Below are 15,135 nucleotides of genomic sequence, written 5' to 3'. Positions count from 1 at the left end.
TTATTCGAACTCATATTCATAGCCTCCTATAAAGCCGGTTGAGGAATAGCTTTCAAGCTTTCCTTTGGCGCAGAAATAGTTTTATATGTGTTATAAGCCATCAACAACATACCAGACACGATAATCACACCACCAATAAAGCGAATTAGATAGAATGGGTGAGAAGCTTCGACCGTCTCGACAAAGCTATAAGTTAATGTGCCATCAGCGTTAACTGCACGCCACATCAAACCCTGCATAACGCCTGAAATCCACATAGCAACGATATACAGCACGGTGCCGATAGTCGCAAGCCAGAAGTGAACATTGATCAATTTAATAGAGTACATACGCTCTTGACCAAATAACTTAGGAATCAAGTGGTATAGAGAACCAATGGTAACCATTGCAACCCAACCTAATGCACCAGAATGCACATGACCAATTGTCCAGTCAGTGTAATGAGATAGTGCATTAACCGTCTTAATTGCCATCATTGGACCTTCAAAGGTAGACATACCGTAGAAAGATAGAGAAACAATCAAAAAACGTAGAATCGGATCGTAGCGAAGTTTATGCCAAGCACCAGATAGCGTCATAATACCGTTGATCATCCCCCCCCAAGAAGGAACGAATAAGATCAAAGACATCACCATGCCTAATGACTGGGTCCAGTCAGGTAAAGCAGTGTAGTGAAGGTGGTGTGGACCAGCCCAAATGTAAAGAGAAATTAGCCCCCAAAAGTGCACAATCGATAAACGGTAAGAATAAACAGGGCGTTCAGCTTGTTTTGGTACAAAGTAATACATCATACCTAAGAAGCCTGCAGTTAATAAGAAACCAACCGCATTATGTCCATACCACCATTGAACCATGGCATCGACAGCACCAGAATAAATCGAATAAGACTTACCTAATGAAACTGGGATAGCCATACTATTTACGATATGTAATACCGCAACAGTTAGTATAAAACCACCAAAGAACCAGTTAGCAACATAAATATGAGATGTCTTTCTTTTGACTAAAGTACCAAAGAAAACAATCGCATAAGCAACCCAAACGATCGCAATCGCGATATCAATAGGCCACTCTAGCTCCGCATATTCTTTACTGGTTGTATAGCCCAAAGGTAGTGAGATTATTGCAGCCAAAATTATGGCTTGCCAACCCCAAAATGTAAACGGAACTAATAAACCACCAAATAAGCGGGTCTTACAGGTTCTCTGAACAACGTAATATGATGAAGCGAATAGGGCACTTGTGCCAAACGCAAATATTACCGCATTTGTATGTAATGGACGTAAACGGCTGTACGTCAACCACGGCGTATCAAAGTTAAGCTGTGGCCAAACTAATTGAGCGGCAATTAATACACCCACACTCATACCAACAATACCCCAAAGTATGGTAACCAGGGTGAATTGACGTACGACTGTGTAGTTATAATTATGCTCAAGCTGATGTTCTTGGCTCATCTTGAATGCTTCCAATATTATAATTAACTACATAGCATCAACACAAAAATAGTGTTGTAATGTCACCCAAACACACATAATCAACTGATTAAAAATAAGTCGATAACAATGGTTTTCAATAAAAGTAACATTTTCGTTGCCTACTATACCTGACATGCGAACAGGTTATATAGGTTAATTAGTAAAAATTTGAAGTAAGTTGCATAGGATAAAAGTGTAATGGCAGCAGAGAAACTCACCAAAGCAAGACTTGTACAAATACTCATCATATTCAGCATATTAGTCACAGCATTTACGTGGAGAACATTTCAACACCAACCACAACAAAACACTGATACCGTGTGCCAAATAAATCAAAATTGTACAATAAAAGTCGATGATATAGAGCTTTCAATACTCTTTGAAAGGGAAACCGATAATTCGCTTACGATTTTGGCCCAACCGCTTGATCGTAAAAATGAAATCAAATTACGGGAGCTGACTTTAATTTCTTCAGCCATACTTGATAGTAAAAACCATCAACTAGAACCACCGATCAACATAAAAACAGTATCAAACATAGATAACTCGCGTTGGTTGATTTCAACACCAACTGGAAATATGCACTGGATAACGTTAAACACTCAGAATTGATTTAAGTTGCTAATGCATTGTCATTGTAGTGAAAGAACACAGGCAATAAACGGAAGCTTCAAGATGAATGAGTAATAAGATACAAAAGAAGCCACTTATCGATGGCTTCTAAAAAATACAAAACAGGGCATTTCATTGAACAACCAAAACAAATTCTACGTATATGCACATATTATTTAACATAATATACGTAATGCGCACTTGAGTTACTTAGTTAACAAGCTTCATAAGCACCCATTATAAGATATGTAAGATATTGTAAGTAAGTGACTTTTTTGAATTCCCTTATCAGCAGAATTCCTATTAAGCCTTTCAGGCATCAGTTATGACCTGTTGTGGTGATGGTCAAACGCAATAACTTTTCAGGCGTATCATAGGTTATTTTTTTGTTTCGATATTTCTTCAACTCTTTCTTTGCAAGCTTGCATACTTGGCTGTTCCCATTAGTTCTCACGCGTTTTAATTTGGCATACTTTTGATCTAGATGATTCATTGATAACATGAGCCTACATTCACCTTTTAAGTTCTTGGCTGAACCATCTACCGCTCTCTGTGCTTTCTTCTTGTAAAATTTCGCAACTTTATATCGTTGGCTATCATCATAACTAAAGACTGATGGGCTAATGATAAGTATACAAAATAATATAACCAGTGATTTCATCCGACTAACACCTTGATTGATTAACAAAATCAAAGTTTTCACTGTTTCAATAACCTCATCAAGTCTACTTGAATAGTTAGTTATGCTAACCTCATATTTAAGAAACGATTTCATTTCACAAAAGTAATTGCGAGAAAGCTTCATATTATGGAACTTGTTCTTAAATCAAGGCTCTTAAGAGATTAACACTTATTTTTAAATTGGAAATTTTATGAAAAAGCTTATTTTACCTCTTGTAATCGCCGCAGTGACAAATAGCGCTACAGCAGCTAACACGGCAACATTCACGCCAGAGCAAGAAGCAAGAATTGGTGAAATAGCCGCACAATACCTTTCCGAGCACCCAGAGTTTTTAATTAAAGCCAGCCAGAAACTACAACAGAAACAATTAGAAGAACAAGCAAGTGCTCAAAAATCGGCTGTGATAGCAAATAAGAATATTTTAATTAATGACAATACAACCCCTTTTACTGGTCCTAAAGATGCAAAAGTGAATGTTATCGAATTCTTTGATTATCAGTGTGTCTATTGTTATAGAATTTCTTCAACAATTGAATCTTTGCAGAAACAATATCCGGATGTTCGTTTCATCTTTAAAGAAACGCCTATCTTTGGTAACCGTTGGGAACCATCAAAATACGCGGCACAAATGGGATTAGAAGTTTTCTCTCAAAAAGGCTCTAAAGCATATGAGCAATACCATAATGGAATTTATGCCAGTGGTTTAAACGAAGGTAAATTAACAAAAGCAGTTGTGGAGACTCAAGCTAAAAATGCAGGGGTCTCATTAGATAAGTTTAAACCAACGGAAAGCTATCAAAAGAACTTACAATTATTTTCTCAACTTGGCTTTAAAGGCACACCAGCTTTAATTGTAATGCCAACTGATGGCGCGACCTCTGATAATATCTACGTGATCAATGGTGCTGATGTTGCATCATTAACGAATGCAATAAAAACCTTATCTAAATAAAGTGCCATCCAAATCATCTAGTTTGATATAGCGAATTTAACAGATTCGCTATTTTTTCACACCACAAAAGTTACACTGTAATTATAATTCACAACAACCCTGAAGTATACGCTACAGGGTAACTAATTAATTCTCCTATCATTCTCTTCATAAACACACTCCCCTTGCTTGTAATAAAATAACACACCAAAATTTCTCGACCTTTACTTATGTTGTTTGCTTTCATATTGTGGATAAGGTGTTATTAACATTTCGTGACTGGACTTACCAACAAATAATAGTAATTAATATTCTTTTAAATTAACAACTTGGAAATAGGTTACAATTGTCTAGTTTGTTACGGTGTTGCATTCTGATGCATATAAATAGTACAAAAAAAGCCCACCATTTGGTGGGCTCATCGGAAAATTCAAGTTAGTTTTTGTCGACTTTAATCATCTAGCAATAGATCGTCCGAATCACTATCATCATCGTCATAGGATGAGGCACTACCTTTTACCGTGCTGCAGAGTGTATATGTTCGTTTACGCTGGGTTTTACTTAAATACTTCTTCCAGCACTGAACATATTTATTAACCATCCCCTCACCTCCTTCTTGTTGAAAAGCGGTGATAAACGCTTTCTCATCATCATCTTCAGGAATTAAGTTACCTTCAAATAGTCCCTGCATTGTTCGACCGTAATTTTCGAGGATTTGTGCTTCATTAATAGTAAATTCACCAGAGCGACTAAAGCCGCGTGCAAAGTGTTTATTATCAAAAAACTTTCCTAGATTTCTCATATTTCAACTCTTTTACTGTGTTACTTGTATTTCAGCGAAAATAGGTGTTTATTGTCTAACTGTACAACAAAAGATTTTGTTCAATTTAATAAAATTTTTTTATCATTTTGCGATATTCTTGTCTTTATATTAGTCAAAGAATCAAACTTTTTTCAAATCCTTTGAGGTGAACTTTGGATACAGAACTATTAAGGACATTTTTAGAAGTAGGAAAGACGCGTCACTTTGGTCGTGCAGCAGAGAGTTTGTATCTAACTCAATCAGCGGTGAGCTTTCGCATCCGTCAACTAGAGTCACAACTTGGCAGCCCGCTCTTTTCACGTCAACGAGGTAATGTTCACCTCACTCCTGCTGGAGAAAGGTTATTACCCTACGCTGAATCTATTTTACAAACTTGGGGACGTGCCAGACAGGATGTTTCTCTGAGTGATAACTACATGGAACAGATCTCCTTAGGCGCTTCTTCAAGTGTTTGGGAGCTTGGCGGTATTTCAGATTGGATTAACGAATCTCACCAGGCTTTGCCAGAAATCGCATTCAGGATGGAGTCTGTCAGTCGTCAAGATATCGTACGAGCTTTATTAGAAAAAAGTATCGATATGGCACTATTAGGCGATCCACCTAAAGTAGAAGGCTTTAAACTGAAACAAGTTGCTAACTTCGAATTTAAGTTAGTGTCAACGCAACCAGATGTAAACTTCAATCAACTGCCTTCCATTCCATTAGCTTATTTAGATTGGAGTACTCGTTTTTCAATTGAGCATGCGAGAATTGCTGAGTTACAAAGAACGCCATTGTTACATGCTGCCTCTAGTAACGTCATTGTTAAGTTTTTAAGCGCCAATACAGGTATGGCTTATTTACCAGAACCGGTCGTATCTAAGCATATTGATACTGGAAAATTATTTATCGTGGAAGATTCTCCAGTTATGGAGCAGTCTTTGTATTTATGCTGGAATGAAGATAATGAAAAAGTGAATTTAATTAATCAATTAGCTAAAGTTCCATTCGAACTAAGAACACCTTCCGACGATTAATAACTTTCATGCTGACATCAAAAAAACTTCGTTTTACTGTCATATTGTTATTACATAATCTCTAAAGTTGTCTGAAAATACTTTAAGACATTAGATAGTTGGATAGGAACATGAGCAACTGGGATAAGTGGTTAAAAAATGATAATTCTCGTTTATCTGGTAAGAAAAATAGACGAGATTTCGATGATTATGACGGTGAGTTGATTGAAAAAAGTAAATCAAAGCGAAAATCTCATAGAGATAAGCATCACCCACGATCTGAGGATTTAGAAGACCGTTTGTACTAATTTGTAATGAAATCGAGGGCAATTATGCCCTCTTATATTTTCCCAACTTATTTAGTTATAGTGCATTAGAGTGAGTCGATATTACTCAGATTCTGCTTTCTTTTCACTACGGATTCGCTGGGCAACAATCTTAATTGCTTCAGCGGTACTTATCCCTTGCTCCATCAACTTTTGTATATCTTCTACTGCAGCTTGTTGCTCTGCATGGCTAAGCGTTGGTAAATCATCAAACATATTAGTTCTCTTTTAGAGTAAGTTAGATTTTGCTTTATTCAGAAATATCATAGGCTTTATTGATAACTTGTTTATCTTCAATGACTATCGCACCTTGCCAACGTTTGTGGGTAATCGAAACTCCAAGCAAATACCTGTCAATCGGCAGCTTAGTTTTAGGAACTTGGCTAGGATAATCAGATTCATATTGTTTATTCCAAACCTGAGTATAGTCACCATCTACATCGCCATAAAGCGCAACATCCATAACCGGTAATGGACAATATCGATTCAACAAGGCGGTTTTATCGACAACCCAAGATTCCTTAGAATTCCATCTCACTGTTTGTTTATTATTAGGATGAGTGAGTAAAATCCAACTTTCCCACTCTTCCCCTAAGCTAGTTTTAATTTTGACTTTATAAAGTCCGGTATCTAATTGTGCATTTAAATCCGCCTGTTGATGATATTGCCAATATTTATCATCAATTTTTTCGGGTGTATCAACGTTAGACATCAATACCTGTTCGGGCCATTTAACAAAAAGGATTTGATCGAGCTCTCTATCCGTTTGAGCATCAATTTCTAACCGATAGCTTAAACGTCCAGGGCTTTGTTTCACTTGCCGTTGGATAGCAAGTTTATTCAACCATGTTGGCAGTTTTGAATTATCAAAAGAACGGCCACAGTCTTTATCAAGTGCTTTTAATAACAGTTGATCGAGGTGATTCTCAATGTTCTCTTGTGGTTCTTTTTGCCAAGCCTGAATCATAGCATCAAAACTTTCTTCAAGATGGCCTTCCAATAAAAACTTATGAGCATTGGTTAACGAAGTTTGTTCTAGAAACCAGTCATTCGCCGCCCAAATTGGAGCGGCAAAAAGTGACAGTGTAATTAATGAGTATTTTAACTTCAAAATGATTCTTCAGTAAACTGTTAAGATTTCATCTTGTAGCCAACACCACGCAGAGTTTCTATTTTTATACTAGGTATCTTCTGACGTAGCTGTAAAATATGTGTATCCACGGTACGAGTTGTTGGGAAATGGTTATAGCCCCAAACATGATCTAATAATTCGTCTCGTGTAAACACACGACCTAAATTACTTGCAAGAAAAACAAGCAGATCAAACTCCGTGCGAGTCATCACTATCATTTCTTTGCCAAATTTAACATCGCGAGTCGTTTTATCAATAAAGATGTCACCTACCGTAATCGTGTTACCATCTTCTTCTGTATCGGGTGAACGCAATTGCGCACGAATTCGCGCAAATAGTTCCGCTTCAGCAAATGGCTTTGTCAGGTAGTCATTTGCACCAGCATCAAGTCCTGATACTTTATCTTTAACCGAAACTAACGCCGTTAATAAAATAACGGGTACAGATTTAATATCCTTCCAATCATTTAGGAAAGTAACAGAATCACCGTCGGGTAATTGACGGTCTAAAATCACTAAGTCTGCTTTACCCCATACGGATGCAACATCGGCTGCACGCTCAACATGCAAACACTCATAACCAGCTTGCTCTAAACTAACCAATAGGCCATCAGCAAGATTGCGATCATCTTCAACGAGTAGCAGTGTCTGTTTCACAGGGAATCTCCAATTTAAATGTTGTCGGCGGGCCACTTAAGCTCAAAGAGCCTCCCATTCGTGCAACCATCGATTCAACGATAGTTAATCCTAAGCCTAGTCCGCTTTTGCTCACGAATGGTTTACGTAATTTTGCCCAGTCCTTTTTAGTCAACTGTCCTTGGTCAATTATCTCAAGAACCAATTTATTTGAATATGTTGTAGCCTTTAATACCACAGGGTCAACACCATACTTACATGCATTTCTTACTAAGTTATCAACACAGGTTCCTAGCCAATAGATATTAGCTTTGACGGCTTGGTCCTGATTCAGTTCAATCGCGATATCAAACTCACCTTGTCTATATCGATATTCCAGCCACTCCTCTACCGATGGTATCCATTCGGTTGCTAATGGTTGTGTGTCTGATTGCAAATAATCTTTGCTCGCTTCAGCTAATTGTCTTAATCGGCGAGTATCTTCGCACAAGCGGCGAAACTCATCGTATACGGTATCCGGTAAATGCTCGAACTCACGCCGAAACCCTTCCACTGTAAGCGACAAACTTGCAATGGGCGTTCTAAGCTCATGTGTTAAAATTTGTAGCACTAACATCCGGCTACGTAATTCTTTACGTTTATTGAGCCAACGAGAGTAACCCCAACCACAGATTAGAATAACATTGACGATACCTAAAGCTAAGATACTGTAAAATAAGGTATCTGAGTTATTTTTTATATCCCAACACACATTGCCGCTTTTTACGTAACAATGTTCACTTTGGCTTATCGGAGTCGCGATTAATTCTGCTTCTTGTAACCTAGTATCTAACGTCTGTTGATCGAATACATAATATTGCATGCCTTTTCGTAACCAAAATTCATTTCCCGAGATAATGGTTTCCGATCCTGAAATCAATGCAGAAATAGAATCATAAGGCATTCTTTGTAAACGACCTAATAAAGTATTCTCATCTGTTAGTGGCCTTTCTTTGATATGCATAAAAGGTAATAGCTGTTTATACCTCTCAGGATGAGCTTCCGCATAGCGTGCTGCATAAGTCCCCCCACCTGGGTGGATCATTCCAGAACGTACAAACCATTTAATTGGTAGGCTAGTACCATTACACAAGGCTCGAGAAAAAACTAAAGGTTCGGTCACTAAGGGGCTTAATGGGTACTTTCCCTTACATGTCGTCGCCAACTTGTATAAACGTTGCATATCTTTCAGAGGATATTTTGCAGTCTGTGGAATCAGCGAGTCTGGTGATAATAGACTAGTGGGATAGTCTGTTTGAATCACTCGTAAATCATAAACAGCAGCCGCTTTGTCATTATCAAACGATGTTTTAAATTGCTCGATACGAGCAGGTAGCGTATTAGCATTTGCTGTTCCCGCTATCACCGTTATCGACAAGATTAAAAATCGCGTTAATTTCAAAGGGTAATTATCCTATCTGACAAATATCTGGGCGTATCATACTACACAAAAAATCAGTTCTAACCACCCGCCATGTCATTTTTAAGTCATTATTAACGTTTATGTAACCTTTGATTAAATGTTACCTCACAGCTAAGCAGAGCCTGCTTAGTCAAAAGGCGATGCTGTAATTTTTATGAACAAAATGGACACAAGTAACAATATCCTTTTTAAGTCTTCATTATAGGAAAATGCGCTTCTACATTCTAAATTCATTCATGTGATCCAATAACCCGACACTACTGGGTAATCAATTATAAAAATAGATAACTATAAGAACATAAGGATGTGAAACATGAAAAAATTCACCACTTCAATTACAGTGACATTACTATCCGCTGCATTTGCAACATCTGCGTTTGCCAATGATATAAAAGAAATTCATTTTGTCGTTCCTGGTGGCGCAGGCGGCGGTTGGGATATGACCGCCCGCAGTACTGGCGATGCACTGAGAAAGTCAGGTATTATTGAAAATGTTTCATACCAAAACCTATCTGGTGGCGGTGGTGGTAAAGCCATTGCTTATATGATTGAAACTGCAGATCGCCAACAAGACACATTAATGGTTAACTCAACTCCTATTGTGGTGCGCTCTTTATCCGGCATTTTCCCTCAATCTTTCCGAGATCTGACTCCTGTCGCTGAAACTATTGCCGATTATGCGGCTTTCGTGGTTGCCTCTGATTCTGACATCCAAACGTGGGAACAGGCAGTAGAGATGTTTAAGAAGGATCCACGTTCATTAAAAATCGCAGGAGGATCTGCACGAGGTAGTATGGATCACCTTGTTGCAGCCGCTGCCTTTAAAGGGGAAAACCAAGACCCTCGTAAAGTTCGTTACATTGCTTATGATGCCGGTGGCAAAGCTATGGCTGCACTACTTTCTGGTGAGACTCAAATGCTTTCGACCGGCTTAGGTGAAGTGCTTGAGTTATCTAAAAGTGGTCAAGTTCGTATCGTTGCAATCACTGCACCTAAACGCCTAGATACCGCACCGGATATTCCTACACTCAAAGAAATGGGTAACCCTACCGTATTTGCTAACTGGCGCGGTTTCTTTGCTTCTCCAGGTATTAGTAAAGAAAAAGTAGAACAATGGAACGCCGCCTTAACCAAGATGTACTCAACTAAAGAATGGCAAGAAATTCGTGATCGTAACGGTTGGATTGATGAGTACAAAGCTGGTCCTGAATTTACCGCCTTTCTTGAACAGCAAGAACAACAGATCGGAGATCTTATGCGCGAGTTAGGCTTTTTAAAATAATATTGTCGCTATAACAGCACAATCATAATTTGCCGCATTTGATTTTTTAAAACGTTCTCCTTTGTACACTTTGGTTAACTAACGGATGACTATTATGCATCGCTACTAACGTAGGTAGTTAACTTGTTGAATGCGGCTTTCTTATTTCCTTTCACTATTGGAGCAGAGTTATGTTCTCCAAATTTATCTCGACCGATCGAATTAGCGCCCTATTATTTCTCTTGTTTTGCCTAGGATATAGCTATCAAACAACCGAAATTATGCTTTTCCCGGGTGATGAATATGAACCCTTTACTGCGAGAACCTTACCTTTTGCATTAGCAATAATCGGTTCAATTTTATCTTTATTATTACTCGTAACAGCTCAACCTGATGAAAAAAGCGGGCTTGCTAGTCACTTTGATTGGAAGTTGCTCATTTCATTTTTAATTTTAATGGCACTTTATGGGTTTGGCTTAACTTGGTTAGGTTTTGTTATTGCCACTGGTGGTTTCTTATTTGGCGGTTTTTACCTACTCGGTGAACGTAAAAAGTCAATTTTATTTGGTGCATCGTTCCCATTCGCTTTTGCGTTTTATTTATTACTTACTCAAGGTTTAGATATTTATCTAGAATCTGGGTACATCTTCAACCTTTTCTAGGATAGAAATCATGTTAGATGGAATTTTGATCGGTTTATCCACGGCCGTTATGCCAATGAATATCTTCATGGTTATCGTGGGCTGTTTTGTCGGTACCTTTATCGGCATGCTACCTGGGCTTGGTCCAATTTCAGCGATTGCCTTGATGATCCCAATCAGTTATGGATTAGATCCTTCCTCAGGCCTAATTTTAATGGCAGGGGTTTATTATGGCGCGGTGTTTGGCGGATCGACCTCTTCAATATTAATTAATGCACCGGGTTGTTCTTCTACGGTTGTAACCGCTTTTGATGGCTACCCAATGGCGAAAAAAGGCCAAGCAGGTAAAGCTCTAGCGCTGGCCGCCTACTCTTCTTTTACTGGCGGTACTTTATCAGCCATTATGCTATTGGTTGCCGCTCCAGCGTTAGCGTCTGTGTCACTTAGTTTCCAATCATCCGATTATTTCGCATTAATGTTACTAGGTTTATCGGCGGTCGCGGCCTTTGCTGGTAAAGGACAAGTCATAAAAGCGTGGATGATGACTATCTTCGGTTTAATGTTGTCTACCGTAGGTATCGACAAAGGTATTGGTGTCGAGCGCTTTACTTTCGGCTCAACTGACTTAATCGACGGTTTTAGCTTCTTATTATTAGCGATGGCAACTTTTGCACTAGGTGAAACCTTAATGGGGATCTTGAAACCTTCAAAAGACACGAGCCAACAAGAAAGCCAAAAAATGCATGAACTAGGTAGTATGAAGATCTCTAAAGAAGAATTTAAAGAAGCGGCTCCGGTTTCGATTCGTTCTTCTATTCTTGGTTTCTTTACTGGTGTATTACCTGGAGCAGGCGCAACCATTGCAGCATTTTTAAGTTATGGTATGGAGCGTAATCTCGCCCCGAAAGATAAAAAAGAAGAATTTGGTAAAGGCAGTATTCGTGGTTTAGTTGCACCAGAATCTGCCAATAATGCGGCATCAAGTGGTTCCTTTGTACCGTTATTAACACTTGGTATTCCCGGCTCTGGCACAACTGCAATCATGCTTGGTGCGTTAATTTCTTATGGCATTCAACCTGGTCCACGTTTATTTGTCGACAACCCAGATATCTTTTGGTCTGTGATCATTTCGATGTACTTCGGTAATATCGTGTTAGTAATTTTGAACTTGCCATTGATCCCGTATATTTCCAAGCTTCTAATGGTGCCACGAACAGTATTGTTGCCAATGATTTTGTTCTTCTCAATCACAGGTGTATATCTGGTTTCGTTTAATACCATGGATGTGTACATCATGATCATGATTGCGATGGTCGCCATTGCACTACGTTTAGCTAACTTCCCGCTCGCCCCACTACTACTCGGGTTTATACTCGGGGGAATGATGGAAGAAAACTTGCGACGAGCGTTAATGATCAGTGACGGGCAATTGAATTTCCTATGGGAGCGCCCGATTACCCTAGTCTTTACTTCCATCGCTGCACTGGTTCTTTTTGCGCCAATACTAACAATGACATGGAAATACTTTAAAAGCCGTAAACTGGGTGCATCGTCTAGTGAAGCGCCTCAATAATCAACGGATATAACGAAACGAGTTGATAGATAAAACAAAGCCACCGTCACTGGTGGCTTTATATTATTTAATTTATTGGGTTCTTATACTCAACGAATTACTTTTTTATAGCTTCTCTCTGGTCGACCTACCGTTCCATAGCGTAAATCAGCCACAAGTTCACCTGTTGTGATCAGATACTCTAAATAACGGCGTGCAGTGGTTCGGCTCGCGCCAATTTTTTCTCCAGCTTCATCTGCGGTTAATTGACCAGTTTCTTGCTTAAATAAACAACGGATTTTATCTAACGTCACTCCATCAATACCTTTAGGTAGACGTAATGTATGTTGATTTCCTTCGCTATCAGATGAAGACGTCTGAAACATCTTATCTACTAGTCCTTGATCTAGGCTAGACGCTTGCTCAAAACCCGTTAACCTATGTTTATATTTATTTAAAGCTGACTCCAAACGAGAAAAAATCACCGGCTTCAATAAATAGTCGACTACACCACCACGCATTGCTTGTTGTAAAGTATCAACATCACGAGCAGCGGTAATCAAAATCACATCACATTGGTGTTGTTGTTGACGTAAATAACGCAAAATATCTAATCCGTTACCGTCAGGTAAATACACATCAAGCAATACCAGTTGTGGTTTAAGAATATCGACTTGAATCTCCGCTTCATGTTGGCTAGTCGCAATACCTACTACTTCAAAACCATCGATTTGGCTCAAGTATTTATGGTTCACTTCAGCAATAGCAATGTCATCTTCAATGATCAACACTCGAATGCTTTCTTGAGTCATTTTTTCTTCCTATTAAATCTTGCCTGCGTTCATACCATTACGATAAAGATGCTGATCTTTGGGCAAATAAATCGTCACACGTGCGCCACCTTGCAACCCATTAATAATATCGAACTGGCCATGATAGGTTTTGGTAATGGTATTCACTAAATACAATCCAACACCGCGATTGTTTTTCGCTTTACTTGAAACCCCCTTTTCAAATAACTCTTCTGGTCGATATTTATCTGGTAAACCGAGGCCGTTATCTTCAACTTCTAAAATCACTTCGGTGCCATAATCACTTATCGAAACGACTACTGCAGGCTCACTACATTGTTTAGCTTCTTTTGCTGCAAGTACCGAATCAAACGCGTTATCAATTAAATTACCGAGAATAGTGACAAGATCTTCAGCATTAATTTCTACTGGTAACGCCTCTAAATGACAGCCTTCTTCGATGTGTAATCGGATCCCTAGTTCTCTTGCTCGTTCAGTTTTACCGAGTAACAACCCCGCAATCAGAGGATCGGCAATCGCTTGACGTAAAAACTCAATAAGCTGCTGGTAATGCTCAGTTTCTCTACCAATCATATTTTGCACTTTTTCAATTTCATTAAGCTGTAATAAACCACTAATAGTATTGAGCTTATTGCGATGTTCATGCGTTTGAGAGCGAAGTAAATCAGCATATTCTCGAGTTTGCGAAAGTTTCTCTGTCAAATCGGCAATTTCATCACGCCGACGGAAACTCGATACCGCACCCACCACTTGGTCATCGATATATATTGGATTACGGTTAGCAATAATCCGCTGACCATTCAAAAACAAATTAATATTATGATCTGGTTTTGGCTGTACCAATAAACGTCCTAAATCACTATCGGGCATCACCGCTGAAAAAGGCTTATCCAAAACCTCATCTCGGTTCAATTTTAGAATATCGCAAGCACTGCGGTTGATAGAGCGTAAAATCCCCTGAGCATCAATACTCAGAACTCCTTCTTTAATTGTGCTCAGCGTGACATCTAATTCAACGTATAAACGCGAGATTTCTTCAGGTTCAAATCCCAAAATAGCTTTTTGAAAGCGTCTCGATGCATAATTAGCAAGTGTGATATTTAACGTTAAAACTAGTAGTGCCGTAATAAGCAAAAAAACAAGGTAAGGCTCAATACGGTTTTGCAAGTTATCTAATAAATACCCAACCGAGACTATGCCAATGATATTACCACTACTATCAAGCACTGCAGATTTACCGCGTACAGCGTGACCAAGCGATCCTTTCGCATAAGAAATATAACTTAAACCTTGTTGGAGGGCTTTTTGGTTATCCCCCCCAACCATGTGTTTACCTAATCGATCATCGTATGGGTGGATAAGGCGTATACTGTTTTTATCACCCACCACAATATAAGCCGCACCAATTAATCTTGTGAGATCTCGCATTTCTTGCTGTAGCTCACCCGCTTGACGAGTCTGAATTAATTGAATTACTTCTGGAGAACGAGAAAGAAAAACTGACACTTCTTTGGCTTTTTCGGCCAAATCAGTTTGCTGAGTATGTTTAATATAGCTAAAACCTGCGGCAGTCAGTATCAATAACTCAAATAATCCTGATACCGTCATAATCACTAATAAGCGTCGACGAAAATTAAGGGTATTCCACTGGATCACGGCACCAACCTTATTTAAGACAGGACACGACTACAACCAAAAGATGACAACGAAAATACCACTTTTTATTAACAATTACCGTGTTCTAGAGATTCGACGATCTGATTTTGTGATAAGCCTTGCACCCGTTACCTTTT

At 38.8% G+C, this 15,135-nt stretch carries 16 protein-coding genes; 7 read left to right on the top strand and 9 right to left on the bottom strand.

Features of this window, described 5'->3' with window-relative positions:
• Positions 1 to 26 precede the first annotated feature (26 nt).
• Complete coding sequence (ccoN, locus tag ACN0T8_RS15215) at positions 27 to 1,457, bottom strand: cytochrome-c oxidase, cbb3-type subunit I (RefSeq protein WP_417881469.1); 1,431 nt, start codon at positions 1,455 to 1,457, stop codon at positions 27 to 29.
• A 219-nt stretch (positions 1,458 to 1,676) separates the two neighbouring features.
• Between ccoN and ACN0T8_RS15210 the strand changes: the two genes are divergently transcribed.
• Entirely contained in the window at positions 1,677 to 2,090 is a 414-nt protein-coding gene (locus tag ACN0T8_RS15210) for a hypothetical protein (RefSeq protein ID WP_417881468.1), read from the top strand.
• Between the two features lie 319 nt (positions 2,091 to 2,409).
• Here the strand turns inward: ACN0T8_RS15210 and ACN0T8_RS15205 are convergent, their stop codons facing one another.
• Entirely contained in the window at positions 2,410 to 2,751 is a 342-nt protein-coding gene (locus ACN0T8_RS15205) for a hypothetical protein (RefSeq protein WP_417881467.1), read from the bottom strand.
• A gap of 211 nt (positions 2,752 to 2,962) precedes the next feature.
• On the opposite strand from ACN0T8_RS15205, the gene ACN0T8_RS15200 reads away from it, so the two are divergent.
• On the top strand, positions 2,963 to 3,724 hold the full coding sequence (locus tag ACN0T8_RS15200; protein WP_417881466.1) for a DsbA family protein: 762 nt from the start codon (positions 2,963 to 2,965) through the stop codon (positions 3,722 to 3,724).
• A 430-nt stretch (positions 3,725 to 4,154) separates the two neighbouring features.
• Here the strand turns inward: ACN0T8_RS15200 and maoP are convergent, their stop codons facing one another.
• Positions 4,155 to 4,505: a DUF413 domain-containing protein gene (gene maoP, locus ACN0T8_RS15195; protein WP_417881465.1), complete on the bottom strand. Its 351-nt coding sequence runs from the start codon at positions 4,503 to 4,505 to the stop codon at positions 4,155 to 4,157.
• Positions 4,506 to 4,678: 173 nt separating this feature from the next.
• Between maoP and hdfR the strand changes: the two genes are divergently transcribed.
• Positions 4,679 to 5,542, top strand: a complete 864-nt coding sequence (gene hdfR / locus ACN0T8_RS15190) for an HTH-type transcriptional regulator HdfR (RefSeq protein WP_417881464.1) — start codon at positions 4,679 to 4,681, stop codon at positions 5,540 to 5,542.
• Between the two features lie 110 nt (positions 5,543 to 5,652).
• A complete protein-coding gene (locus ACN0T8_RS15185) occupies positions 5,653 to 5,829 on the top strand; it encodes a hypothetical protein (protein WP_417881463.1) in 177 nt (58 codons plus the stop codon).
• Positions 5,830 to 5,910: 81 nt separating this feature from the next.
• Here ACN0T8_RS15185 and ACN0T8_RS15180 read toward each other — a convergent pair whose 3' ends face one another.
• Genes ACN0T8_RS15180 through vxrA form a run of 4 tightly spaced genes read right to left on the bottom strand, consistent with a single transcriptional unit; the run spans position 5,911 to position 9,055 of the window.
• Complete coding sequence (locus tag ACN0T8_RS15180) at positions 5,911 to 6,063, bottom strand: YoaH family protein (RefSeq protein ID WP_417881462.1); 153 nt, start codon at positions 6,061 to 6,063, stop codon at positions 5,911 to 5,913.
• Positions 6,064 to 6,097: 34 nt separating this feature from the next.
• Entirely contained in the window at positions 6,098 to 6,958 is an 861-nt protein-coding gene (locus ACN0T8_RS15175; RefSeq protein WP_417881461.1) for a DUF2861 family protein, read from the bottom strand.
• Positions 6,959 to 6,978: 20 nt separating this feature from the next.
• On the bottom strand, positions 6,979 to 7,635 hold the full coding sequence (vxrB, locus tag ACN0T8_RS15170) for a response regulator transcription factor VxrB (protein ID WP_417881460.1): 657 nt from the start codon (positions 7,633 to 7,635) through the stop codon (positions 6,979 to 6,981).
• Positions 7,610 to 9,055, bottom strand: coding sequence for a sensor histidine kinase VxrA (vxrA, locus tag ACN0T8_RS15165; RefSeq protein ID WP_417881459.1), 1,446 nt, complete (start codon positions 9,053 to 9,055; stop codon positions 7,610 to 7,612). Before vxrA ends, vxrB begins: the two co-directional genes overlap by 26 nt.
• Before the next feature lie 334 nt (positions 9,056 to 9,389).
• On the opposite strand from vxrA, the gene ACN0T8_RS15160 reads away from it, so the two are divergent.
• From ACN0T8_RS15160 to ACN0T8_RS15150, 3 genes are all read left to right on the top strand, one after another.
• Positions 9,390 to 10,358, top strand: a complete 969-nt coding sequence (locus ACN0T8_RS15160; RefSeq protein ID WP_417881458.1) for a tripartite tricarboxylate transporter substrate binding protein — start codon at positions 9,390 to 9,392, stop codon at positions 10,356 to 10,358.
• Between the two features lie 170 nt (positions 10,359 to 10,528).
• Positions 10,529 to 10,999: a tripartite tricarboxylate transporter TctB family protein gene (locus tag ACN0T8_RS15155; protein WP_417881457.1), complete on the top strand. Its 471-nt coding sequence runs from the start codon at positions 10,529 to 10,531 to the stop codon at positions 10,997 to 10,999.
• Between the two features lie 10 nt (positions 11,000 to 11,009).
• Complete coding sequence (locus ACN0T8_RS15150; RefSeq protein ID WP_417881456.1) at positions 11,010 to 12,551, top strand: tripartite tricarboxylate transporter permease; 1,542 nt, start codon at positions 11,010 to 11,012, stop codon at positions 12,549 to 12,551.
• 89 nt (positions 12,552 to 12,640) lie between these two features.
• Here ACN0T8_RS15150 and ACN0T8_RS15145 read toward each other — a convergent pair whose 3' ends face one another.
• Together ACN0T8_RS15145 and ACN0T8_RS15140 are read right to left on the bottom strand one after the other, a co-directional pair.
• Positions 12,641 to 13,342 (bottom strand): response regulator, encoded by a 702-nt coding sequence (locus ACN0T8_RS15145; RefSeq protein ID WP_417881455.1) that lies wholly within the window; start codon positions 13,340 to 13,342, stop codon positions 12,641 to 12,643.
• A gap of 12 nt (positions 13,343 to 13,354) precedes the next feature.
• A complete protein-coding gene (locus ACN0T8_RS15140) occupies positions 13,355 to 14,995 on the bottom strand; it encodes an ATP-binding protein (RefSeq protein ID WP_417881470.1) in 1,641 nt (546 codons plus the stop codon).
• Positions 14,996 to 15,135 lie beyond the last annotated feature (140 nt).

Origin of the sequence: Vibrio sp. (genome assembly GCF_048266485.1) — a bacterium.
In the GTDB taxonomy this organism is placed as follows: Bacteria; Pseudomonadota; Gammaproteobacteria; order Enterobacterales; family Vibrionaceae; genus Vibrio.
This window is presented reverse-complemented; position numbering and strand designations above follow the sequence as displayed.